The sequence below is a fragment of the Pseudomonas moraviensis subsp. stanleyae genome, assembly GCF_036283065.1.
GTDB lineage: Bacteria > Pseudomonadota > Gammaproteobacteria > Pseudomonadales > Pseudomonadaceae > Aquipseudomonas > Aquipseudomonas stanleyae.
This window is the reverse complement of the sequence record NZ_JAADJI010000006.1, coordinates 88,602-111,257: the sequence shown is the minus strand read 5'-3', so window position 1 is coordinate 111,257 and position 22,656 is coordinate 88,602. Positions and strand designations below refer to the sequence as shown.

The following is a 22,656-nucleotide window of genomic DNA, read 5'->3' as shown; positions in this document are numbered from 1 at the left end:
GGCACCGTTCGCGGATTATCTGCCACAGGCTCGGACGCCATGCCGCACATCCTGATTGTCGAAGACGAAGCGGCCATTGCCGACACGCTGATTTTTGCCTTGCAGGGCGAGGGCTTCAGCACCACGTGGCTGAGCCTCGGCGTGGCGGCGCTGGAGCATCAGCGGCAAACCCCGGCCGACCTGATCATTCTCGATATCGGCTTGCCGGACATCAGTGGCTTCGAAACCTGCAAACAGCTGCGGCGCTTCACGGAAGTGCCGGTGCTGTTCCTCAGCGCTCGCGATGCCGAGATCGACCGCGTGGTCGGCCTTGAGATCGGCGCCGACGACTATGTGGTCAAGCCATTCAGTCCGCGCGAAGTGGCGGCGCGGGTCAAAGCCATCCTCAAACGCATGGCGCCGCGCCCAACCGTGGAAGCAGGCGCAACGCTGTTTCGCATCGATGCCGAACGCGTGCAGATCAGCTATCGCGGCCAGCCGCTGAGCCTGACCCGCCATGAATTTCGTCTGCTGCAATGCCTGCTTGAGCAACCCGAGCGAGTGTTCAGCCGCGAGCAATTGCTCGATGCACTGGGCGTGGCCGCTGATGCCGGTTACGAGCGCAGCATCGACAGCCACATCAAAAGCTTGCGTGCCAAGTTGCGCCTGGTGCGCGCCGAGGCCGAGCCGATTCAGACCCATCGCGGCCTCGGTTACAGCTACAGCCCGGGGCACAGCTGATGTCGTTGGGCCTGCGGATCTTCTTGGTGTACGTGCTGTTTGTCGGCCTCACCGGTTATTTCGTGCTCAACACGGTGATGGAGGAAATCCGCCCCGGCGTGCGCCAGTCCACCGAAGAGACCCTGGTGGATACCGCCAACCTCATGGCGGAGATCCTGCGCGACGATTTCAAGGCCGGCACCCTCAGCGAGAACCGCTGGCCGCAATTGCTCCGTGCCTATGGCGAGCGGCAGCCGCAAGCGACGATCTGGGGCTTGCCGAAGAATCAGGTCAACCATCGCATCTACGTCACCGACGCCAAAGGCATCGTCGTGCTCGACTCCAGCGGCGTCGCGATCGGCCAGGATTATTCGCGCTGGAACGACGTCTACCTGACCCTGCGCGGCGAGTACGGCGCGCGCTCCAGCCGTAGCGATCCTGACGATCCGAGCTCCTCGGTGATGCATGTTGGTGCGCCGATCCGCGACAACGGCAAGATCATCGGCGTGGTTACCGTGGCCAAGCCCAACAGCTCGCTCCAGCCCTATGTCGATCGCACCGAGCGGCGCTTGCTGTTTTACGGCGCCGGACTGATCGGCCTCGGCCTGCTGTTCGGCGCCTTGCTCTCATGGTGGCTGAGTCGTGCGCTGCACCGTTTGACCGGTTATGCCCAAGCGGTGAGCGAAGGCCGGCGCGTGGAAGTGCCGCATTATCGTGGTGGCGAGCTGGAGCAACTGGCCACGGCGGTCGAACAGATGCGCACGCAGCTCGAAGGCAAGGCCTACGTCGAGCGCTATGTGCACACCCTGACCCATGAATTGAAGAGTCCGCTGGCGGCGATTCGGGGCGCGGCGGAGTTGCTGCAAAGCGATATGCCGCCAGTCCAGCGTTTGCGCTTTGTCGGCAACATCGACAGCGAAAGCGCGCGGATGCAGCAGTTGATCGAGCGTTTGCTCAATCTTGCGCAGGTCGAACAACGCCAAGGGCTGGATGAACGGGTGGCAGTGCCGCTGGCGGCGTTGGTCGCAGAACTGCTCAAGGCGCAGGCAGCGCGGATCGAGGGCAAACAACTGCGTGTCGAGCAAGCGATCGGCGAGGATCTGCTGCTGATTGGCGAGCCGTTTCTGCTCCGTCAGGCCTTGGGCAATCTGCTGGAAAACGCAATGGATTTCACACCCGTGCAAGGTCAGTTGCGCCTGAGTGCCGAGCGGGTTGGCGAGCAGGTCGAGTTTCGCCTGTTCAACCAGACCACGCCGATCCCCGATTACGCCTTGCCGCGCCTGACCGAACGCTTCTACTCGTTGCCGCGCCCGGACAGCGGGCGCAAGAGCACTGGGCTGGGGCTGAACTTCGTTGAGGAAGTGGTCAAGTTGCATGGTGGGGTGATGCGCATTGGCAATGTCGAAAATGGCGTTGAGGTAGCGTTGCGCCTGCCTTGAACTGATCCCTGTGGCGAGGGAGCTTGCTCCCGCTGGGCTGCGAAGCAGCCCCCAATCCATAAACTTCGGTTTATTCCGGTGTATTACCGACACAGGTTGCGACGACTGCGTCGCCGAGCGGGAGCAAGCTCCCTCGCCACAGGGCATGTGTTTCCACACAATCTCCATATTTCCCCCACACTCCCTCCACACCGCATCACCAGACTCTTCCCATCCAAACAGGGAGAGTCCCATGCACAAGAATCTGACCATCAAACTCGGCGCGATCGCCTTGCTGATCCTGCTGTTGCTGATCCCGTTGCTGATGATCGACGGCATCATCGATGAGCGTCAGCAACTGCGCGACGGTGTGCTCGAAGACATCGCCCGCAGTTCCAGTTACAGCCAGCAACTGACCGGGCCGGTGATGGTGGTGCCGTATCGCAAGATTGTGCGCACCTGGAAGACCAACGAAAAAACCAACAAGCGCTACGAGGACATCAGCGAGACGCGCGGGCGTTTGTACTTTCTGCCGGAGCGTTTCGAGCTCGACGGCCAGGTGCAGACCGAACTGCGCAAACGCGGTATTTACGAGGCGCGGTTGTTCCATGCCGACAATCGCATCGACGGGCATTTTTCCCTGCCGGCACAGTTGGGCATCAAGGAAAACTTTGCCGATTACCAATTCGACGCGCCGTTTCTCGCTGTGGGTATCAGCGATATTCGCGGCATCGAAAACGCGCTGAAACTCGAGCACGGCGGCCAGCAACTGGACTTCGTGCCAGGCAGTGAAGTGGCGTGGATCGGTGAGGGCGTGCATGTAATGCTGCCGGCATTCGACGCCAGCAAAGCCACGCAACTGACCTTCGGTTTCGACCTGCGCCTGCAAGGCACCGGCTCGCTGCGGGTGGTGCCGGTGGGCAAGACCAGCAGCGTCAGCCTCGCCGCCAACTGGCCGCACCCCAGCTTCGTCGGCAACTTCCTGCCGGCCAAGCGCGAGATCAACGATCAGGGTTTCAGCGCCGATTGGCAGACCTCGTTTTTCTCCACCAACCTGCAAGAGGCAATGGAGCGTTGTGTCGCTGGCGACTGTGACGCACTCAACGGGCGCAGCTTCGGCGTGAGCTTCATTGATCCGGTGGATCAGTACCTGAAAAGCGATCGGGCGATCAAATACGCGCTGCTGTTCATCGTCCTGACATTCGCCGGTTTCTTCCTCTTCGAAGTGCTCAAGAGCCTGGCGGTGCACCCGGTGCAATATGCTCTGGTCGGTGTTGCGCTGGCGTTCTTTTACCTGCTGCTGTTGTCACTGTCGGAACACATCGGTTTTGCTTTGGCGTACCTGTTGTCGGCGAGTGGCTGTGTGTTGCTGATCGGTTTCTACGTCAGCCACGTTCTGCGCAGCGCGCGGCATGGCTTGAGTTTTTCGGCGGGGCTGGCGGCGCTGTATGGCCTGCTCTACGGCTTGCTCAGCGCTGAGGATTACGCGCTGCTGATGGGCTCGCTGATGTTGTTCGGTCTGCTCGGGGTGTTCATGGTGCTGACGCGCAAACTGGATTGGTACGGGATTGGTTTGAAACCGGCCAGGCCGCTGGAATTTGATGTGGAGGCGATGGGATGAGCGGGTTGAGAGCTGAGCGCAGGGAAGTAGCGGTGTTGCTGACGCTGATTTTTGCAGCGCTGCCGCCAGAACCGAGGTGGTGCATTCGCGAGCAGGCTCGCTCCCACAAGGGATTCGGGTATGGCATCCATCCTGTGGGAGCGAGCCTGCTCGCGAAGAGGCCGGAACAGGCAGCGCAGCTTTAAGGCTTGGGCATTGTCGCAACCATGGACGGTCGCTGACTCACTTCAAAATACCAGTTGGCCAGTTGCGGATTGGCCGCGCGCCAGTCCATGTCCGGGAAGCGCAGGTCCAGATAGCCCAGCGCGCAGGCCACGCTGATCGCCGCAACATCGAAATGGCTGGTCAGCTCGGCAATCGCTTCGTTCTCGAGCACGGCGAGGGCGCGGCGGATCTTGTCGCGCTGGGCGTCGAGCCATTCGTCCCAGTGTTTTTCCACCGGGCGCAGGACGGTTTCATAACGCACCATCACCGAGGCATCCATGATCCCGTCGGCCATCGACGCGAGGGTCAACCGCCGCCAGCGCGCCGCGCCTTCGCGGGGGATCAGCGGATTGCCGACATGCTGCTGGTCGAGGTACTCAAGGATGACGCGGCTATCATGGATGACATTGCCGTCGGCCAGGCGCAGGGCGGGGATCTTGCTCAACGGGTTGTCGGCGATCAGCGCCGGGTTCGGGCTTACCGGGCTGAGCACGCAGTCTTGAAGCGCGACACGATCCTGCTGACCGGTTTCGTGCAGCAGCACCATGACCTTGCGGACGAAGGGCGACAGGGTGTTGTGGTACAGGGTCATGCTGGGGGCGGACATGGGCAAGGTCTCGATCAGGACAATGATCGGGCAGCATAGCCTGCTCGCGTCCGGCGCAGAACCCATGTGGGAGCGAGCCTGCTCGCGAAGGCGTCGTGACAGTCGACTTTGATGTTGAATGACCGGGCGCTTTCGCGAGCAGGCTCGCTCCCACAAGGGATTTTCAGCTTCGCGGCAGAAAACCTTTTATGGCCAGAAATGCCGGCACGCCAAGGCCGACCCAACTTAAAGCATCCCAGATCCCATCCCCCAGCAACGCCGCAAACAGCCCCGCCGCACTGAGCAGGGCGATCACGATCGGTGTGCTGAAGACTTTCCAGAAACTCGACTGACGCGGCTTCATGCCGAGGCCTCCGCTGTTTCCAGCACAGGCTTGGTCGCCTTGCGCCGCACCACCCACAGATACACACCACTGGCCAGAACGATGATCGTCAGCACATCCAGCGTCGCCCAGAGAATCTTCATCGGCATGCCGCCGTAGTCACCAAAGTGCAGCGGCTGCGACATGCCCATGGCGTCCATGTACCACGGCCGTTCGGCCACGGCGGTGACCTGCAAGGTCGTGGCATCGATCAGCACCGGTGTCAGCAGGTGCGAGGTCAGGTGCGTGCCGCCCTTCATGAACACTGAGTAATGGTGCTCGCTGGAAAAACGGGTGCCGGGGAAGGCGATGAAATCCGGCTTCATCCCCGGTGCGACTTCCTCGGCGATGTCGAGCAGCCGCGTGGCCGGCGCCAGTTGGGTCAGCGGCGGCGCATCGCGATAAGGCGCGATCAAGCTGGTCAGCGCGTCGTTGCGCCAGGCGGCGATGAGCAGGTCGGCGCAGGCGCTGATCACCCCGGTCACGCCCACCACCAGGCACCAGGTCAGGGTGACGACGCCGGTCAGGTTGTGCAGATCGAGCCAGCGCAGGCGGGTGGATTTGTCCTGGCGCACGGTGCCGAATTTCAAGCGCCGCATGAACGGCAGGTACAGCACCGTGCCGGAGACGATCGCCACGACAAACAGCAGACCCATGAACGCCAGCAACAGCTTGCCCGGCAACCCGGCGAACATGTCGACATGCAGGCGCAGGATGAACAGCATCAAGCCACCGTTGGCCGAGGGAGTTTCCAGCGCTTCGCCTGTGCGCGCATCGAGCATGAAGGTGTGCGAAGAGTTCGGCTCGGTGTCGGCAGTTTTCGCCATGATCGCGAACGCTGCGTTCGGCTCTTCGTCGTCATAACCGAAGTACTGCATGACTTCGCCCGGGCGATGTTTCTGTGCGGCATCGACCAGTTGCTGCAGGTTGAGCTGCGGCGTGTCGGCCGGCATCTCGCGCAGCTCCGGAGCGTTGCCCAGCAGGTGGTCGATCTCGTGGCTGAAAATCAGCGGCAGACCGGTCAGCGCCAGCATCAGCAGAAATACCGTGCAGATCAGGCTGGTCCAGGTGTGGATGAACGACCAGCGGCGGATGGTTTTACTTTTCATTGCATGACCTTCAAAAACACCAAAGCCGCCCGATGCGGACGGCCTGGTAACAGGGCCTGGTTCAGCTCACTGGTTTACCACTTGTAGGTGGCGCTGGCGACGACACTGCGCTGGTCGCCGTAGTAGCAGTAGAAGCTGTCGCAGGTGGAAATGTAGTCCTTGTCGAACAGGTTGGTCGCGTTCACTGCCAGCGACGCACCTTTCAGACTGTTGTCCAGACGGCCCAGATCATAATGCACGCTGGCGTCGAACACGGTATAGGCATCGGCCTTGCCCAGCCAGGTGTTGGCCTTGTCGCCGTAGGTGTTGCCGGTGTAGCGCACGCCGGCGCCAACGCCGAAACCGTCGAGCATGCCTGTGTGCCAGGTGTAATCGGTCCACAGCGAGGCTTGCTGGTTGGGCATCAGTTGCAGACGGTTGCCCTTGTCGACGCCTTTCTGCACTTCGGACTTGGCCAGGGTGTAGGCGGCGATGACCTTGAGGTTATCGGTCACGTCGGACACCGCTTCCAGCTCCAGGCCTTTGACCTTCACTTCACCGGTCTGGCTGGTCACCGAGACGTTATTGACGAAGGTGGTCACCGCGACGTTCTTCTGGGTCAGGTCATACACGGCGGCGGTCAGCAGGGTCTTGCTGCCCGGCGGCTGGTATTTGATGCCCAGTTCCCATTGCTTGCCTTCGGTTGGCTTGAGCGAGCCGGTCGAAGTGACATCGGCGCCCGTGGTCGGCTGGAACGACTCGGCGTAGGACAGGTACGGCACGAAGCCGTTGTCGAAGACGTAGCTGAGCGCCGCATTGCCGCTGAATTGCTTGTCGCGCTGGGTGTTGGTCGCATCGCCCTGGTTGATGAATTTTGTGCTGGTGTGCACCCAGTCTTCACGACCGCCCAAGGTCAGGCGCCACTGGTCGAGGGCCATCTGATCCTGCACGTAGAGGCCGGTCTGATAAGTCTTCTGGTTGTAGTCGTAAAAAGCTGTGGAGCGCGCCGGCCGTACGATCGGCTGGCCGTAGATCGGGTTGATGACGTTGGTTTCCAGGCCATCACCGAAAATCGAGGTGTAGTTGGTGTTGCTGCGCTGATGGTCCAGACCCAGCAGCAAGGTGTGGCGGATATCACCCGTGGCGAAGTCGGCCTGGAAGTTGTTGTCCACGGCGAACTGGCTGATGTCTTCGTCAACGCTGGTGCTGGTGCGGCCGACATTGCCCTCTGCATCCACGGTGGTGAACGGGTAGGAACCGGGTGTCAGCGACTGGAATGACAGGTCCGACTTGGTGTAGCGCAGGTTCTGCTTGAACTGCCAGACATCGTTCAGCCGATGTTCGAAGGCGTAGCCCAGTGCGTAATAGGTGCGGTCGTAATATTCCCAGTCCGGATCACCGAGATTCTTGTGATGGGAAATATCACCGAGCGGCGATTTGATTTTGGTGCCCTGAATGGGCAGAAACTGGCTGGTGATGCCGGTGTCATCGCGGGTGAACTGGGTCAGCAAAGTGAGCCGGGTGTCGTCGTCGATGTTCCAGGTCAGGCTCGGTGCGATGTTGTAGCGCTTGTTGTCGACGTGGTCGACTTGGGTGCCACTGTCGCGCACCACGCCGCTGATTCCGTAGAGAAACTGTCCGGCGTCATCGATCTTGCCGGTGCTGGCGAAGTTGATCTGGCGGTGGTTGTCGCTGCCGTACTGCAGCTGGATTTCACTGCTGGCCTCGGCGCTCGGGCGGCGGCTGACCATATCGAGCAAACCGCCCGGCGGGGTCTGGCCGTACACCGACGATGCCGGGCCGCGGAGCAGGGCGAGGCGATCGAGGTTCCAGGTTTCCTGTTTCGGGTTGGCGTACACGCCTTTGGGCAGTGGCAGGCCATCGAGGAACTGGGTCGGCTCGAAACCGCGCACGCGCAGCCAGTCGGCGCGGGTGTCGCTGCCGTAGCTGCTGGCGGTGATGCCGGGCATGTAGCGCACCGCGTCATCGAGGCTGTGCACGTTGCGGTCGTCCATTTGCTGGCGCGTGACAACCGAGATCGAACGTGGTGCTTCGACCAGTGCGGTGTCGGTCTTGGTACCGGCGGCAGTACGGGTCGCGGTGTAGCCTTCGACCGGGCCCCAGGCGCTTTCCAGGTTTTCCACACCGATGACCGAAGTTTCCGGCAGCGCCAGCGTGCCTTCAGGCACGGCCACCAGGGTGTAGGTGCCGGTGCTGCTCTGTTCCAGTTGCAGACCGGTGCCGCGCAAAGCCGCACGCAGGGCGCCAGCGGCGTCGTACTGGCCGTTGACCGGTGCCGAAGTCTTGCCTGCTGCCAATGCCGGATTCAACGACAGGGCGAGACCGCCCTGGCTGGCGATCTGGTTCAGCGTGGTCGACAGCGGCGCCGCCGGCAGGTTGTAGGCGCGCACGCTGGACGCTTGCTCAGCGGCGAGCAACGGGCTGCTGATCAGCGGCGTGCCGAAAGCGATGGCAAAAGCCAGCAGACTGGGGCGCAACAAGGTGTCTGGCGAACGGGACATACGGCGGCTCCTGAATGGAAATATTTCTCAATTGCCTGTGTGCCGGACGAGATTGGAAAAGTGATAGGGCTGGGTGGAAATTCTTTTTTTGCGGGAAATGGTTGTGCGGCTGATGGCGCCTTCGCGAGCAGGCTCGCTCCCACAGGTGATCGCATTCCAATGTGGGAGCGAGCCTGCTCGCGAAGGCGGCTTTCCTGCCGGCGCATTACTCCGGCTTGATATCAGCCTTCGCCACGGTGACCCAATACGGCGTATGCCGTTCGATCTGCACCGGCAAGGTCGGCAGCAATGCACTCAGGGCCTTGTCGGTGTCATGCAACGGAAAGCTGCCAGTGATGCGCAGATCGGCCACTTCCGGCGCCACGCCCAGATGCCCGCGGCGGTAGCGCCCGAGCTCATGCACCAGATCACCTAGCCGCGCGTTGTCGACCACCAGCATGCCGCGGGTCCAGGCATCGGCGCCTGGCGCGAGGGTAGCGATCGAACCGAGCCCGTCACTGCGCAGCAGCACCTGCTGGCCTTCGCGCAGAATCTGTTCTTGCGGGCTCGCTTGGGCATGGGCTGCCACCGCCGACTGCAACACGCTCAGGCGCGTGCCGGCCTCCTCGCGCTTGACCAGAAACCGCGTGCCCAATGCACGCATGCTGCCGTCGCGGGTTTCGACGATAAACGGCCGCGCATCGCCATGCCCGGTTTCGACGAGGATTTCGCCTTCCTGCAACACGATCAAGCGGCGCTTGTCATCGAAGCGTACGTCGACCGCGCTGTGGGTATTGAGGTTGAGCAGGGTGCCGTCGGACAGGCGCACCGTGCGCTGTTCGCCGGTGGCGGTGCGCTGATCGGCGAGCCAGTAGTCCAGCGGCAGAAAACGCTCACTGACAAACAGCCCCAGCCCGACGACCATGACAACACTGGCCAGTCCGCTACCGAGTTTGCGCACGCGCCGACGGATGCCTTCGCGCGACTGCAGCAACGCATTGCGTGCCGGGCCCTTGGCGGCGCTGAAGCGCTGATCGAGCATGCCCAACTGACGCCAGGCGCGGGCGTGTTCTTCATGCGCCGCATGCCACTTGGCGAACTCCTCGCGTTCCAGCGCGGTGCTCGAATCGAGGGTCAATTGCCAGGCAATCGCCGCGTCCAGCACATGCGCCGGCACTGGCCGCGAACTGGCCGCGGTCATGTCGGTTCACCGTAAAGGGCGATGTAGCACTGGCGCAGGCCTTGCGCCAGATACTGGCGCACGCGCGGCACTGAGACGCCGAGCTTGTCAGCGATCTCGGCGTGGCTGAGGCCGTCGAGGCGGTTGTACAGAAAGGCGGCGCGAGCCTTGGTCGACAGCTTGCCGAGCAGGCGATCGATGGCTTTGAGGTCGTCGAGGATCATTTGCTGCTCTTCCACCGACGGCTGTTCGCCTTCGGGGATCAGCATCAGTTCGGTTAGGTAGGCCTGTTCCAGCGCGGCGCGGCGGAAGTAGTCGAACAACAGGCCTTTGGCGATCGCCACCAGAAACGCCCGCGGCTCGCGCGGCGTCAGCAGTTCGTTGCGATTGAGCAGGCGCACGAACGTGTCCTGGCTCAGGTCCTCGGCACGCTGCGGACACGCCACATTGCGCCGCAACCATGCCAGCAGCCAACCGCGATGGTCGCGATACATCGCACCGACGAGCTCACTGTGGGGGTTGGGCACTGACGACACCGGACATCACCGATTGGGAAATGTTAACTAACGAGAATAGTTCGCGATTCTGGCAGAGGTGGGAATGGTTAGCAATTGGCCACTGGTCAGGTGGTGTGTCAAAAAATGCCCCCTCACCCTAGCCCTCTCCCGGGGGAGAGGGGACCGACCGCATTGAATACTGAGGATGCGCCGACTTGAGATATCGGAGTCGAACTCAGATTTGAAAAGCATGAAGATCTGCTCCCTTTCCCCCTCGCCCCCTTGGGGGAGAGGGCTGGGGTGAGGGGGATGGATTTTGAATCTGACACAGTTCAAAAGGACGGCGCCTGCTGCCTTCGCTTCCATTGACTCAACCGCTGCTGCAAATTCAACGGACTGTAAATCTGTTGCGCGCGCGCCCGGCTGAACAGAATCAACGCCAACTCCGCCGTGGCCAGCGCATCGGCACTGGCGTTATGCCGTTCGACCACTTCCAGGCGGAACCACTCGATCCACTCATCCAGACCCGCCTCGCGAATCTGCGCCTGCGGGCAGAGCAGCGGCGCAATATCCGCCACATCCAGAAACACATGCTGCAGCTTGTGCCCCAGATGCTCCTTCAGCGCGCGCCCGAGCATGTGCTGATCGAACGGCGCATGAAACGCCAGCACCGGGCTGTCGCCGATGAACTCCAGCAACTCCAGCAACGCCTCGGCCGGCTCACTGCCCGCTGCAATCGCATTCGGCCCCAAGCCATGAATCAGCACGCTGGGGCTGAGCTTCAATTCCCGACATTGCAAGGTGCGTTCGAACTGCTGGCGGAAATCGATCGCGCCATCCTCGATTACCACCGCGCCGATCGACAACACACGGTCCCTGTTGATGTTGAGGCCGGTGGTTTCCAGGTCCAGCACCACCCAGCGCTGCTCGCGCAGGCTGCATTCGCTCAGCTCGGTGATGCTCGGCAATTGCGCCAGTCGCTGTGCAAACGCGGCCGGCACGACGGGACTGGCCGGGCGCAGCCAGGAAAACAGGCTCATAGCTGATACCGCAAGGTCAGGCTGCTTTGCAGGCGCTGCGCCTGGCGCAGGGATTCACGCAGGATGCGCCGGTCGAGGTGATTGAGGCTGTCCGGATCGACGCGGTTGGAGTACGGCTGGTTCTCCCGGGTCTGCAGCTGGTGCTGTTGCATGCGCGTTTGCTGGATGAAGTGATAGGCCTCTTCATACGCCGCGCCGTCGAGTGGCTCGATCACTTCTTTATCGACCAATTGGCGAAAGCGTTCGAGGGTGTTGTTGGTGTCGATGCCGTTGGCCAGCGCCAGCAGACGGGCGCCGTCCACGAACGGCGTCAGGCCCTGGATTTTCAGATCCAGGGTGGCCTTCTCGCCGTTCTTGCGTGCCAGCACAAATTCACGGAAACGCCCAACGGGAGGGCGATTGCGCAGCGCATTCTCGGCGAGCATGCGCTGAAACAAACGGTTGTCACCGACCTGATCGAGAATACCCCGGCGCAACTGCTCGCAGCCTTGTTCATCACCCCAGACCACCCGCAGGTCGAAATAAATGCTAGAGCCGAGCAGGTTCTCCGGCGTGGCTTCGCGGATGAACGCCGCAAAGCGCCGCGCCCATTCGGCCCGCGACAGACACAGCTCGGGATTGCCGGCCATGATGTTGCCCTTGCACAGGGTGAAGCCGCACTGCGCCAGGCTCTGGTTGATCTGCTGCGCAATCGGCAGCAGCTTGCCGCGAATTTCCGCCGCGTGCGCCGCATCGCGGGCGTCGAACAGAATGCCGTTGTCCTGATCGGTGTGCAGCGTCTGCTCACGCCGGCCCTCGCTGCCGAAACACAGCCAACTGAACGGCACGCCCGGGTCGCCTTTTTCGGCGAGGGTCAGTTCGATCACCCGGCACACCGTATGATCGTTGAGCAGGGTGATGATGTGAGTGATCTGCGTCGACGACGCGCCGTGGGCGAGCATGCGTTCGACCAGTTGGCCGATCTCGCCGCGCAGGGTCACCAATTGCTCGACCCGCTGAGCGCTGCGAATGGTCCGGGCCAGGTGCACCAGATCGACCCGTTGCAGGGAGAACAGATCACGCTCGGAAACCACCCCGCACAGGCGTTGATCCTTGACCAGACAGACATGGGCAATGTGCCGCTCGGTCATCGCGATCGCCGCATCGAAGGCGCTGTGATCCGGCGACAGATAAAACGGCGATCGGGTCATGTGCTGTTCGATGGCGTCGCTGAAATCGCCGACACCTTCGGCGACCACATGGCGCAAATCGCGCAGGGTGAAAATCCCCAGCGGCGCCTTGTGCTCATCCACCGCGACGATGCTGCCGACCTGTTGCTCGTGCATCAGCTTCACCGCTTCACGCAGTGGCGTATCGGCGCTGCAAGTCACCGGATGACGCATCGCCAGTTCACCGAGACGGGTGTTCAGCGAGTACTGAGTGCCGAGGGTTTCCACGGCTTTTTGTTGCACTTGCTGGTTGACCTGATCGAGCAGGCTGCTGACCCCACGCAAGGCGAAATCGCGGAAGGTGCTGGAGAGGGCGAACAGTTTGATGAACGCCAGTTTGTTCAGTTGCAGGCAGAAGGTGTCTTCGCCCGCCAGATGTTCGGTGCGTGTGGCGCGCTCGCCGAGCAGGGCGGCGAGTGGAAAGCATTCGCCGGTGGTAATTTCAAAGGTGGTCTCGGTGCCGGGTTTGGTGATGTGCTGGCGTTCGCCGACCACCCGACCCTGTTTGACGATGTGAAAGTGTTCGACCGGGCCGTCGGCCGGTTTGATGATGCTCTCGCCCTGAGCAAAAAAACGCAGCTGACATTGCTCCACCAGATAGGCGAGGTGGGCGTGTTCCATCTGATTGAAGGGCGGGAAGCGCTGAAGGAATTGCAGGGTGCCCTGAATATTCTGCAAAACCGCGGTTTTCCCTGCCTGGGTGAAGGCGTCCGCTTTGCTCATAACCATTACCGCAGTCTTTTTCGAATTGTTGTTGTCGGATCGTTGCGGCCATGGTCGACCCCGACGGGCAGGGTGCCCATTGGACGTAAGTCTAGGTTTTGCCACCATTGGCCGATTTTCGGAAATAACCTACGCAAAAGCTCGGGAAAGCTTGCTCTGGCCACTTGGAAAAAAATCCGACGAAGTGCACATTGAAGCACTGCCCGGCGATGTCTGACGACTTGCCAGGGATTGTTTGAACATTTAGAGAACGCCATGTCCGACCACGATATTTTGAGCGACGCCGAGCGTGAAGCGCTCAGCGCAGTAATGCTCGAACCCGATCTGCCGCCGCAGCGTGTCCTGATCGTCGACGACGACAAGGACGCCCGCGAGCTGTTGTCGGAGATTCTCGCGCTCGATGGCATTCATTGCATGACCGCAGCCAGCGGTGAGACCGCGCTGAAAATGCTTGAGCAAAAGCCCTCGATCGGGCTGGTGATTACCGATTTGCGCATGGGCAATGTCGATGGCCTCGACCTGATTCGCCAGGTGCGCGAATCGGTGCGGGCAGCGCTGCCGATCATCATCGTCTCCGGCGATGCCGACGTGAAAGACGCGATTGCCGCGATGCATTTGAGCGTGGTGGATTTTCTGCTCAAGCCGATTGATACGGGGAAGTTGCTTGAGTTGGTGAAACACGAATTGGGCATCGAGCCCTAGACAGATTCTGCTGCCCGGAATCTTTTGTGGCGAGGGAGCTTGCTCCCGCTGGGCTGCGAAGCGGCCCCAATTACAGGAAGCACCGATATCCCTGACACACCGCGTTCAATGAATTACGACTGCTGCGCAGCCGAGCGGGAGCAAGCTCCCTCGCCACAGGTCTGTAGTTCGCCTGGAAACGATGCGGTATCAAAATAAAAGGCCCTGATCTCTCGACCAGGGCCTTCTTCATTTCATCCATCAACGCAAATTACAGACCATTCGCAGCCTTGAACTCACGACGACGACGGTGCAACACCGGCTCGGTGTAGCCGTTCGGCTGTTTGGTGCCTTCGATCACCAGTTCGACGGCCGCCTGGAAGGCGATGTTGCTGTCGAAGTCCGGTGCCAGCGGGCGATACAGCGGGTCATTGGCGTTCTGGCGGTCGACCACTGGCGCCATGCGCTTGAGGCTTTCCATCACTTGCTCTTGGGTGACGATACCGTGGCGCAGCCAGTTGGCGATGTGCTGGCTGGAGATACGCAGCGTCGCACGGTCTTCCATCAGGCCGACGTCGTTGATGTCCGGCACTTTCGAGCAGCCGACACCCTGGTCGATCCAGCGCACCACGTAACCGAGAATGCCCTGGGCGTTGTTGTCCAGTTCGTTCTTGATCTGCTCCGGCGTCCAGCTTGGGTTCACTGCCAATGGAATGGTCAGGATGTCGTCCACCGAGGCGCGCGCACGTTTGGCCAGTTCGGCCTGACGCGCGAACACATCGACCTTGTGGTAGTGCAGCGCGTGCAGTGCAGCGGCGGTCGGCGACGGCACCCAGGCAGTGTTGGCGCCGGCCAGTGGATGAGCGATTTTCTGTTCGAGCATCGCGGCCATCAGATCCGGCATCGCCCACATGCCTTTACCGATTTGCGCACGACCTTGCAGGCCAGTGCTCAGACCGATATCGACGTTCCAGTTTTCGTAGGCGCCGATCCACTTCTCGGCCTTCATGTCAGCCTTGCGCACTACAGGGCCGGCTTCCATGGAGGTGTGGATTTCGTCGCCGGTGCGGTCGAGGAAACCGGTGTTGATGAACACCACGCGCTCGCTGGCGGCCTTGATGCAGGCCTTGAGGTTGACCGTGGTGCGGCGTTCCTCGTCCATGATCCCGACTTTCAGGGTGTTGCGCGGCAGGCGCAGGACATCTTCGATACGCCCGAACAACTCGTTGGTGAACGCCGCTTCTTCCGGGCCGTGCATCTTCGGTTTGACGATGTACACCGAGCCGGTGCGGGTGTTGCGCCGCGAGGTGTTGCCGTTGAGGTTGTGCATCGCCGCCAGGCAAGTCACCAGACCGTCGAGGATACCTTCCGGTACTTCGTTGCCTTGACTGTCGAGGATCGCGTCGATGGTCATCAGGTGACCGACGTTGCGCACGAACAACAGCGAACGGCCGTGCAGGGTCACTTCACCGCCATTCGGCGCGGTGTAGGTGCGATCCGGGTTCATGGTACGGGTGAAGGTCTGGCCGCCCTTGGCGACTTCTTCCGCCAGGTCGCCCTTCATCAGGCCGAGCCAGTTGCGGTAGATCACCACTTTGTCGTCGGCATCGACGGCGGCCACGGAGTCTTCGCAGTCCATGATCGTGGTCAGCGCCGCTTCCATGAGGATGTCTTTGACGCCGGCGGCATCGGTCTGGCCGACCGGGGTGCTGGCATCGATCTGGATTTCGAAGTGCAGGCCGTTGTGCTTGAGCAGCACCGCGATCGGCGCGTTGGCGTCGCCCTGGAAGCCGATCAGTTGAGCATCATCGCGCAGGCCGCTGTTGCTGCCGCCTTTCAAGGTGACGACCAGTTTGCCGTCAGCGATTTTGTAGCCAGTCGAATCGACGTGGGAGCCAGCGGCCAGTGGCGCGGCTTCGTCGAGGAAGGCCCGGGCGAAGGCGATGACTTTGTCGCCACGCACCTTGTTGTAGCCTTTGCCTTTTTCCGCGCCGCCGTCTTCGCTGATCGCGTCGGTGCCGTAGAGGGCGTCGTACAGCGAACCCCAGCGGGCGTTCGAGGCGTTGAGGGCGAAGCGCGCATTCATCACCGGCACGACCAGTTGCGGGCCGGCGGTACGGGCAATCTCATCATCGACGTTTTGCGTCGTGGCCTGGAAATCAGCCGCTTCTGGCAGCAGATAACCGATCTCTTGCAGGAAAGCTTTGTAGGCCACGGCGTCGTGCGCCTGGCCGGCATGCTGCTGATGCCAGGCATCGATGCGCGCCTGGAAGTCATCGCGTTTGGCGAGTAGGGCTTTGTTCTTCGGCGCCAGGTCGTGAATGACCTTGTCGGCACCTTCCCAGAATTGTTCGGCGGTGAGGCCGGTACCGGGAATGGCTTCGTTGTTCACGAAGTCGAACAGGACTTTGGCGACCTGCAGGCCACCGACTTGAACGTGTTCAGTCATTGCTTGCCTCACTCTGCTCAGCTATTTCGCTTTTCAGCTCGTCAATTTAACAATGAAGCTTCTGGCCATTTAAACCACAAACCTGCCGACCAGTACATGCCATTGCTGGCGGCTGGGCTAGGACCAATCAACGGCTTGGAGGCCTTGCTGACGGGGCTTTCAGGGTTGCGAAGGGCCTTGGGCAGACATCGATCCAGCGTTATGTAGTGCGCGCTGCGGCATACTACATGATGAGTTGCGCTTGTGAAAATCAGACTAATTACGTCGTTCTGCGACCTCATGACGCATTGCGGTCACGTCGCGGAACGGGATGTTCTCAAAAAAGCATTGGATTGTTCCAGCTAAATATCGAAAGTTGTACACGATTTGTCTTTCGCGCAGATCCCAGTGCTGCCCTTCGCGAGCAGGCTCGCTCCCACATTTGACATGCGATCCCTGTGGGAGCGAGCCTGCTCGCGAAGGGGCCAGTCGATTCAACACGAAACCAGCCCTTGCCTATACTTGCCCTTCGATAACAAAAGTCATGACAAGAGGGCTGCGCCATGGACCATCTCGTACTCACCGTTTTCGCCCCGGACAAGCCCGGGCAGGTCGAGCGCATCGCCCAATGCATCGCCGAGCACGGCGGCAACTGGCTGGAAAGCCGCATGTCACGCATGGCCGGGCAGTTCGCCGGGATCCTGCGCGTGGGTGTGCCGGCGGAGGCTTACGACGAATTGGTCGATGCCTTGCAAGCGTTGTCGGCACGTGGCATTCGCGTGTTGATTGCCGAAAGCGGTGTCGAGCAGTCCTGCACCTGGAAACCGATCGCCATGGAACTGGTCGGTAATGATCGCCCGGGTATCGTCCGCGATATCACTCGGCTGTTGAGCGAGCAGGGTGTGAACCTGGAGCGCTTGGTGACTGAAGTGCGCCCGGCGCCAATGAGCAGCGAGCCGCTGTTTCACGCCGAGGCGATTCTGGCGGTGCCGCTGACCCTGTCGCTGGATGTATTGCAGGCACGCCTGGAAACCCTGGCCGATGATCTGATGGTCGAACTGGTGTTACGCACAGAGGTTTAAGCGCTGCGAAGGTTATTCAGGTTTAACGTGCACCTGCCTGTGGATAACCTGTAGAGACAGACCGCCACGCCACGGGAGGCGTGGCTTTGCGGCCGTTGATCAAAAAACCGCCAACATTCAGTGACTTGCGCACAAACGTCGGGGATCACGCTGTGGATAACCTTGGGAAGGAACGATGCAGGCCACGTGAATCGCGGCCTGCGGAGGTTTGTGCGTTTTTTGATCAAGCGCGCCGACGCAAACCTATCCACGCATCAACGCTATAAACCGCCAGCCCGGCCCAGATAAACATGAACGCGACCAGCGTGCTGGACGACAAATGTTCGCCAAACAGCAGCACGGCTTGCAGCAGCACCAGGGTCGGCGCGATGTATTGCAGGAAGCCAATGGTGGTGTAGGGCAGATGGCGGGTGGCGGCGTTGAAACACACCAGCGGCACCAGCGTAACCGGGCCGGCGGCCACCAGCCACCACGCCTCGGACGTGGTCCAGAAGGCCGGCTGCATACTCGTGGCAGTCTGATTGAACAGCAACCACGCAATCGCGATCGGCACCAGCATCCAGGTTTCCACTACCAACCCCGGCAACGCCTTGACCGGCGCCTGTTTACGGATCAAGCCGTAAAAACCGAAGGTCAGCGCCAATGCCAGCGACACCCACGGCAGACTGCCCACCTGCCATACCTGCTGCGCCACGCCGATGGCAGCCAGCCCGACCGCGACCCACTGCATGCGCCGCAGCCGCTCACCGAGAATCACCATGCCCAGCAGCACGTTGACCAGCGGATTGATGTAGTAACCCAGACTCGCCTCAAGCATGCGCCCATTGTTCACCGACCAGACATAGGTCAGCCAGTTGGCCGCGATCAGCGTGCCGCTCAAGGCCAGAATGGCCAGGCGCTTGGGGTTGTCGAGCAGCTCGCGCAGCCAGCCCGGGTGTTTCCACACCATCAGCAGCAACGCACCGAACAACGCCGACCACAGCACCCGGTGGATGATGATCTCGACGGCCGGGACTTCGGCGATGGCTTTGAAATAGATCGGGAACAGGCCCCAGATGATGTAGGCGCTCAGGCCCAGAATGTACCCGCGACGCGGGTTGGCGGCTTGCATGCAGAATCCTTGCTCAGGCAGCTGACAAAGGAGGGATTGTAAGGAGATTTGTCCGCGAATGTCGTAGACCAATGTTCATAGAATTGTGAACACCGATCCTGTGGGAGCGAGCCTGCTCGCGAAGGCGGTCTAACATTCAACATCGATGTTGCCTGAAATGACGCCTTCGCGAGCAGGCTCGCTCCCACAGGGTTCAGTGTGAATCAGAAGAGTTTCAGCGGCTCTTCATTCAGTGCCGCCAGTTGCTCACGCAAGGCCAGCACCTGATCGCCCCAATACCGCTCCGTGCCAAACCACGGAAAGCTGTGCGGGAACGCCGGGTCGTCCCAGCGCCGGGCCAGCCAGGCGCTGTAATGCATCAGGCGCAGGGCGCGCAGCGGTTCGATCAGTGCCAGCTCGCGCGGGTCGAAATCGTGGAATTCGTTGTAGCCGTCCATCAATTCCGACAACTGCCCCAGGCACTCCTGGCGATCGCCGGCGAGCATCATCCAGATGTCCTGCACCGCCGGGCCCATGCGGCAGTCGTCGAGGTCGACGATGTGGAACATCTCGTCGCGGCACATCATGTTGCCGGGGTGACAATCGCCGTGCATGCGAATGTTCTGATGCGGCGTGGCGGCGTAGACATCTTCGACGCGTTTGAGCAGGTCGCGGGCCACCGACTCGTACGCCGGCAGCAAACTCCTGGGGATGAAGTTGCCTTCGAGCAGGGTGTTCAGCGAAGCATGGCCGAAGTTCTCCACGGCGAGGGCTTCGCGGTGCTTGAACGGCTTGGTGCCGCCCACCGCATGCATGCGCCCGAGCAACTGGCCGAGGCGATACAGCTGATCAAGGTTGCCCGGCTCCGGCGCGCGCCCACCCCGGCGCGGAAACAGGGTGAAGCGGAAACCGGCGTGCTCATGCAGGGTTTCGCCGTTGTGGATAAGCGGCGCCACCACAGGGATGTCGATGTCGGCCAGTTCGAAGGTGAACTGGTGTTCCTCGAGGATGGCCTCGTTGGTCCAGCGCTGCGGACGGTAGAACTTGGCGATCAGCGGCTCGGAGTCTTCGATACCGACCTGATAGACACGGTTTTCGTAGCTGTTGAGCGCCAGAATGCGCGCGTCGCTGAGGAAACCGATGCTTTCGACGGCATCCAGGACGAGATCGGGGGTGAGGGTTTCAAACGGGTGGGCCATGCTGACTCCTGCGCGCAGCAGGCTGCTGCGTCCGGCTCGGCATGGTAACGCAGATGGCAGCGCGAAGGTGGTTGGTGTCTGGTCTGGCTTATTCGCGAGCAGGCTCGCTCCCACATTGAAATGCGATCCTCTGTGGGAGCGAGCCTGCTCGCGAAAGCGGTTTATCAGGCGCCGACGATCCCGCCATCCTCGCGGGTAATCGCCATCACCGACGACCGCGGCTTGCCATTGGGCAGGTGCTCCGGGAAGGTCGAACCGCCGTTCTCACCCGGATGCTGAATCCCGACAAACAGGGTTTTCTGATCCGGCGAGAAGCTGATCCCGGTCACTTCGCAACCCACCGGCCCGACCATGAAGCGGCGAATCTCACCGGTCGCAGGGTCGGCGCAGAGCATCTGGTTGTTGCCCATCCCGGCGAAGTCGCCGGCATTGCTTGAATCGCCGTCGGTGAGAATCCACAGGCGACCGGCCTTGTCAAAACCCAGGCCGTCGGGGCTGTTGAACATGTTCTGCGGGGTGATGTTGGATGAGCCACCCTTGGGGGTTCCGGCATGCACGCCCGGGTTGCCGGCGACCACGAACAGATCCCAGGCGAACGTCTTGGAGGCGTGATCGTCGCGGTGGGTGCGCCAGCGCAGAATCTGCCCATAGACGTTCTTCTCGCGCGGGTTCGGCCCGCCCACCGGTTGCCCGTCTTCGCCACGCTTGGCGTTGTTGGTCAGAGTGCAATAAACCTGGCCGTCCCTGGGGCTGACGACGATCCACTCCGGGCGGTCCATGCGTGTTGCACCAACAACGCTGGCGGCAAGGCGTGCGTGAATCAGCACTTCGGCCTGATCTGCAAACCCGCTGCTGGCGTCGATGCCGTTCTTGCCGTGGGTCAGTTCGATCCACTGGCCCTGGCCTTTCGGGTGATCAGGGTTGCCGTCGCCGGCATCGAATTTGGCCACATACAAAGTGCCGTGATCGAGGATGTCGCGGTTGGCCTTCTGATTGCGATGATTGATGCGGTCGCGGCTGACGAATTTGTAGATGAACTCGCCACGCTCGTCGTCGCCCATGTACACCACGGCGCGACCATCGTCGGTCTCGGCCAGTGCGGCGTTTTCATGTTTGAAACGGCCCAGCGCGGTGCGTTTGACCGGGGTCGATTGCGGGTCGAACGGATCGATCTCGACCACCCAGCCGTGGCGGTTGAGTTCGTTGGGGTTCTTGGCCATGTCGAAGCGAGGGTCGTGCGGGTGCCAGTTGATGTCTTTGCTGCTGGCTACCACGCCGTAGCGCTTTTGCGCGGCATCGAACTGCTGCTGCGCATTGCTGCTGCCGAAGCAGTCGGTGAAGTTTTCTTCGCAGGTCAGGTAGGTGCCCCACGGCGTCTTGCCGTTGGCGCAGTTCTGGAACGTACCGAGGACCTTCTTGCCGTGCTTGTCGGCGGCGGTTTTCATCAAGTCGTGGCCGCGGGCCGGACCGCTGATGCGCAGCGGCGAGTTGCCGTGGATGCGACGGTTGTAGCGCGAGCCCTGGACGAACTGCCACTGGCCGTTCTTGCGCTGCACTTCGATCACCGACACGCCTTCACAGGCCAGCGCCTTGCGCACGTCTTCGGCCGATTGCGGCATGCCGCCGTGCGGATACAGATAGCGATAGTTGGTGTATTCGTTGTTGATCGCCATCAACGCGCGGTTTTTGTCGTCGGGGAAGGCGAACAGGCTCATGCCGTCGTTGTTGTCGCCGAACTGCACTTCCTGGGCGGCAGCGGTGCCGTTGCCGCTCGGATCGAAGGCCGGACCGTTCTTTTGCAGCGGCTGGCCCCAACTGATCAGCACCGACGACTTGTAGCCTTTGGGCAGGCTGATGGCGTCGGTGGTCGCCGCCGGGATGCTCTCGAAACCGAGCAGGCGGCTGTTGCCAGCGCTGACGCTGGCGGCCATGACGCTGCGGCTCAGCAGGTTGCCGCCGAGGAACATCGCCGCGCCGCACAACGCACCGGCGCTGATGAAACCGCGACGGCTGAGGCCGACCATTTTTTCCAGATCAGTGGATTGGTTTTCTTCTAATAGGCTCACATCAGGCTCCCTGCTTGGTTTATGGCCAACACCTTAATGCGGGTCGATGACGCTTTCGTTGCAGAGGCGAATCAGAGCGGCGTACCGATCAGCACGTTGGACGGCGCGCATTGCACCTGCACCGCAGACCCCACGGCGAGTCGCTGATTGCGCAAGTGCAGCGGTTCGGCCAAGGCGCAGAGGGTGTGGCCGTTGGGCAGGGAAATCCGTACTTCGCTGGGGCCGTCCTCGGCATCAAGAATCGCTTCAATGGTCCCACGCAGGACATTGTGTCCGGGCGTTGCCGGCTGATCGGCGCCGAGCAGTTCAAGCCAGCCAGCCTTGATCAGCGCCATCACTTCGCTGCCGACCTGCAATTCCAGCTGCAGCGTGCTGTCGTGGGTGATCTGCGCATGCAGAGCAATGCCTTCGGCCAGTTCCAGCCGGATCAGATCGTTGCGCCCCTGCGCCTGAATTGCCGCCACCGTGCCATGCAGCTGATTGCGCGCACTGGTCCTGAGCATCAGCCGCCCGAGCAGGTCGAGATCGCTGGCGTCTTCCGCCGCTTCCAGCACCTGCGCCTGCAACGCCTGCAATTTCTGATACAGGCGCAGCACCCGCTCGCCCTCGCTGGACAGTCTGGCGCCACCACCACCCTTGCCGCCCACCACACGCTCGACCAAGGGTTTCTGCGCCAGATTGTTCAACTCGTCGATCGCGTCCCACGCCGCCTTGTAACTGAGCCCAGCACTCTTCGCCGCACGGGTGATCGAGCCCTGCTCGGCGATATGCTGCAGCAGGGCAATGCGCTGCGGACGGCGGACGATGTGCTGGGAGAGCAGGGAGGGCAGGGACATGGCAGAACGCTTCTGGCTCGGGCGATGAAATGGACGTTGGCCACTTGCAACGCATGAGTCAAGCCTGACGCAGAGCCCCTTTGGGAGCGAGCCTGCTCGCGAAAGCGGTTTGACCAACAACATCTTT

The 22,656-nt window shown here is 61.5% G+C and carries 18 protein-coding genes; 5 read left to right on the top strand and 13 right to left on the bottom strand.

What is annotated here, in order from left to right; all coding sequences use genetic code 11:
* Window positions 1-39: 39 nt before the first annotated feature.
* The 3 genes from creB (at window position 40) to creD (ending at window position 3,738) form a co-directional block, all read left to right on the top strand.
* Window positions 40-720, top strand: coding sequence for a two-component system response regulator CreB (gene creB / locus GXB78_RS12180; RefSeq protein ID WP_329515570.1), 681 nt, complete (start codon window positions 40-42; stop codon window positions 718-720).
* A complete protein-coding gene (gene creC / locus GXB78_RS12175; protein ID WP_329515569.1) occupies window positions 720-2,138 on the top strand; it encodes a two-component system sensor histidine kinase CreC in 1,419 nt (472 codons plus the stop codon). The genes creB and creC overlap by 1 nt, the downstream gene beginning before the upstream one ends.
* A 232-nt stretch (window positions 2,139-2,370) precedes the next feature.
* The gene (gene creD / locus GXB78_RS12170) at window positions 2,371-3,738 is read left to right on the top strand and encodes a cell envelope integrity protein CreD (RefSeq protein WP_329515568.1); all 1,368 of its coding nucleotides are present in this window, start codon (window positions 2,371-2,373) and stop codon (window positions 3,736-3,738) included.
* A gap of 181 nt (window positions 3,739-3,919) precedes the next feature.
* On the opposite strand, the gene GXB78_RS12165 is transcribed toward creD, so the two are convergent.
* From GXB78_RS12165 to GXB78_RS12130, 8 genes are all read right to left on the bottom strand, one after another.
* Window positions 3,920-4,549 (bottom strand): glutathione S-transferase, encoded by a 630-nt coding sequence (locus tag GXB78_RS12165; RefSeq protein WP_095181385.1) that lies wholly within the window; start codon window positions 4,547-4,549, stop codon window positions 3,920-3,922.
* Window positions 4,550-4,712: 163 nt separating this feature from the next.
* Window positions 4,713-4,892: a hypothetical protein gene (locus GXB78_RS12160; RefSeq protein ID WP_041476738.1), complete on the bottom strand. Its 180-nt coding sequence runs from the start codon at window positions 4,890-4,892 to the stop codon at window positions 4,713-4,715.
* On the bottom strand, window positions 4,889-6,019 hold the full coding sequence (locus GXB78_RS12155) for a PepSY-associated TM helix domain-containing protein (RefSeq protein WP_329515567.1): 1,131 nt from the start codon (window positions 6,017-6,019) through the stop codon (window positions 4,889-4,891). Before GXB78_RS12155 ends, GXB78_RS12160 begins: the two co-directional genes overlap by 4 nt.
* Window positions 6,020-6,093: 74 nt before the next feature.
* Entirely contained in the window at window positions 6,094-8,520 is a 2,427-nt protein-coding gene (locus tag GXB78_RS12150; protein ID WP_329515566.1) for a TonB-dependent siderophore receptor, read from the bottom strand.
* Window positions 8,521-8,725: 205 nt separating this feature from the next.
* Window positions 8,726-9,700, bottom strand: coding sequence for a FecR family protein (locus GXB78_RS12145; protein ID WP_329515565.1), 975 nt, complete (start codon window positions 9,698-9,700; stop codon window positions 8,726-8,728).
* A complete protein-coding gene (locus GXB78_RS12140; RefSeq protein WP_329515743.1) occupies window positions 9,697-10,173 on the bottom strand; it encodes an RNA polymerase sigma factor in 477 nt (158 codons plus the stop codon). The genes GXB78_RS12145 and GXB78_RS12140 overlap by 4 nt, the downstream gene beginning before the upstream one ends.
* Before the next feature lie 335 nt (window positions 10,174-10,508).
* Window positions 10,509-11,216, bottom strand: a complete 708-nt coding sequence (locus GXB78_RS12135) for a 3'-5' exonuclease (RefSeq protein WP_329515564.1) — start codon at window positions 11,214-11,216, stop codon at window positions 10,509-10,511.
* Window positions 11,213-13,147: a DUF294 nucleotidyltransferase-like domain-containing protein gene (locus GXB78_RS12130; protein ID WP_329515563.1), complete on the bottom strand. Its 1,935-nt coding sequence runs from the start codon at window positions 13,145-13,147 to the stop codon at window positions 11,213-11,215. Before GXB78_RS12130 ends, GXB78_RS12135 begins: the two co-directional genes overlap by 4 nt.
* Window positions 13,148-13,402: 255 nt before the next feature.
* On the opposite strand from GXB78_RS12130, the gene GXB78_RS12125 reads away from it, so the two are divergent.
* Window positions 13,403-13,849 carry a response regulator gene (locus GXB78_RS12125; protein ID WP_329515562.1) on the top strand — a complete coding sequence of 149 codons (447 nt, stop codon included), beginning with the start codon at window positions 13,403-13,405 and terminating at the stop codon, window positions 13,847-13,849.
* Window positions 13,850-14,099: 250 nt separating this feature from the next.
* Here GXB78_RS12125 and GXB78_RS12120 read toward each other — a convergent pair whose 3' ends face one another.
* Window positions 14,100-16,277 carry a malate synthase G gene (locus GXB78_RS12120; protein ID WP_329515561.1) on the bottom strand — a complete coding sequence of 726 codons (2,178 nt, stop codon included), beginning with the start codon at window positions 16,275-16,277 and terminating at the stop codon, window positions 14,100-14,102.
* A 542-nt stretch (window positions 16,278-16,819) separates the two neighbouring features.
* Between GXB78_RS12120 and GXB78_RS12115 the strand changes: the two genes are divergently transcribed.
* On the top strand, window positions 16,820-17,338 hold the full coding sequence (locus tag GXB78_RS12115; RefSeq protein ID WP_329515560.1) for a glycine cleavage system protein R: 519 nt from the start codon (window positions 16,820-16,822) through the stop codon (window positions 17,336-17,338).
* 223 nt (window positions 17,339-17,561) lie between these two features.
* Here the strand turns inward: GXB78_RS12115 and rarD are convergent, their stop codons facing one another.
* The 4 genes from rarD to GXB78_RS12095 form a co-directional block, all read right to left on the bottom strand.
* Window positions 17,562-18,449, bottom strand: a complete 888-nt coding sequence (rarD, locus tag GXB78_RS12110; RefSeq protein WP_329515559.1) for an EamA family transporter RarD — start codon at window positions 18,447-18,449, stop codon at window positions 17,562-17,564.
* Window positions 18,450-18,652: 203 nt separating this feature from the next.
* Window positions 18,653-19,627 carry a serine/threonine protein kinase gene (locus GXB78_RS12105; RefSeq protein WP_329515558.1) on the bottom strand — a complete coding sequence of 325 codons (975 nt, stop codon included), beginning with the start codon at window positions 19,625-19,627 and terminating at the stop codon, window positions 18,653-18,655.
* Window positions 19,628-19,791: 164 nt separating this feature from the next.
* Window positions 19,792-21,693, bottom strand: a complete 1,902-nt coding sequence (locus GXB78_RS12100; RefSeq protein WP_329515557.1) for a PhoX family protein — start codon at window positions 21,691-21,693, stop codon at window positions 19,792-19,794.
* 71 nt (window positions 21,694-21,764) lie between these two features.
* The gene (locus tag GXB78_RS12095; protein ID WP_329515556.1) at window positions 21,765-22,529 is read right to left on the bottom strand and encodes a TOBE domain-containing protein; all 765 of its coding nucleotides are present in this window, start codon (window positions 22,527-22,529) and stop codon (window positions 21,765-21,767) included.
* Between the last annotated feature and the right edge of the window lie 127 nt (window positions 22,530-22,656).

What these genes read in the sequence shown, in the direction of transcription:
- creB (WP_329515570.1), top strand. Translation starts at nt 40, where the DNA reads ATGCCGCACATCCTGATTGTCGAAGACGAAGCGGCCATTGCCGACACG.
- creC (WP_329515569.1), top strand. Translation starts at nt 720, where the DNA reads ATGTCGTTGGGCCTGCGGATCTTCTTGGTGTACGTGCTGTTTGTCGGC.
- creD (WP_329515568.1), top strand. Translation starts at nt 2,371, where the DNA reads ATGCACAAGAATCTGACCATCAAACTCGGCGCGATCGCCTTGCTGATC.
- GXB78_RS12165 (WP_095181385.1), bottom strand. Translation starts at nt 4,549, where the DNA reads ATGTCCGCCCCCAGCATGACCCTGTACCACAACACCCTGTCGCCCTTC.
- GXB78_RS12160 (WP_041476738.1), bottom strand. Translation starts at nt 4,892, where the DNA reads ATGAAGCCGCGTCAGTCGAGTTTCTGGAAAGTCTTCAGCACACCGATC.
- GXB78_RS12155 (WP_329515567.1), bottom strand. Translation starts at nt 6,019, where the DNA reads ATGAAAAGTAAAACCATCCGCCGCTGGTCGTTCATCCACACCTGGACC.
- GXB78_RS12150 (WP_329515566.1), bottom strand. Translation starts at nt 8,520, where the DNA reads ATGTCCCGTTCGCCAGACACCTTGTTGCGCCCCAGTCTGCTGGCTTTT.
- GXB78_RS12145 (WP_329515565.1), bottom strand. Translation starts at nt 9,700, where the DNA reads ATGACCGCGGCCAGTTCGCGGCCAGTGCCGGCGCATGTGCTGGACGCG.
- GXB78_RS12140 (WP_329515743.1), bottom strand. Translation starts at nt 10,173, where the DNA reads ATGTATCGCGACCATCGCGGTTGGCTGCTGGCATGGTTGCGGCGCAAT.
- GXB78_RS12135 (WP_329515564.1), bottom strand. Translation starts at nt 11,216, where the DNA reads ATGAGCCTGTTTTCCTGGCTGCGCCCGGCCAGTCCCGTCGTGCCGGCC.
- GXB78_RS12130 (WP_329515563.1), bottom strand. Translation starts at nt 13,147, where the DNA reads ATGAGCAAAGCGGACGCCTTCACCCAGGCAGGGAAAACCGCGGTTTTG.
- GXB78_RS12125 (WP_329515562.1), top strand. Translation starts at nt 13,403, where the DNA reads ATGTCCGACCACGATATTTTGAGCGACGCCGAGCGTGAAGCGCTCAGC.
- GXB78_RS12120 (WP_329515561.1), bottom strand. Translation starts at nt 16,277, where the DNA reads ATGACTGAACACGTTCAAGTCGGTGGCCTGCAGGTCGCCAAAGTCCTG.
- GXB78_RS12115 (WP_329515560.1), top strand. Translation starts at nt 16,820, where the DNA reads ATGGACCATCTCGTACTCACCGTTTTCGCCCCGGACAAGCCCGGGCAG.
- rarD (WP_329515559.1), bottom strand. Translation starts at nt 18,449, where the DNA reads ATGCAAGCCGCCAACCCGCGTCGCGGGTACATTCTGGGCCTGAGCGCC.
- GXB78_RS12105 (WP_329515558.1), bottom strand. Translation starts at nt 19,627, where the DNA reads ATGGCCCACCCGTTTGAAACCCTCACCCCCGATCTCGTCCTGGATGCC.
- GXB78_RS12095 (WP_329515556.1), bottom strand. Translation starts at nt 22,529, where the DNA reads ATGTCCCTGCCCTCCCTGCTCTCCCAGCACATCGTCCGCCGTCCGCAG.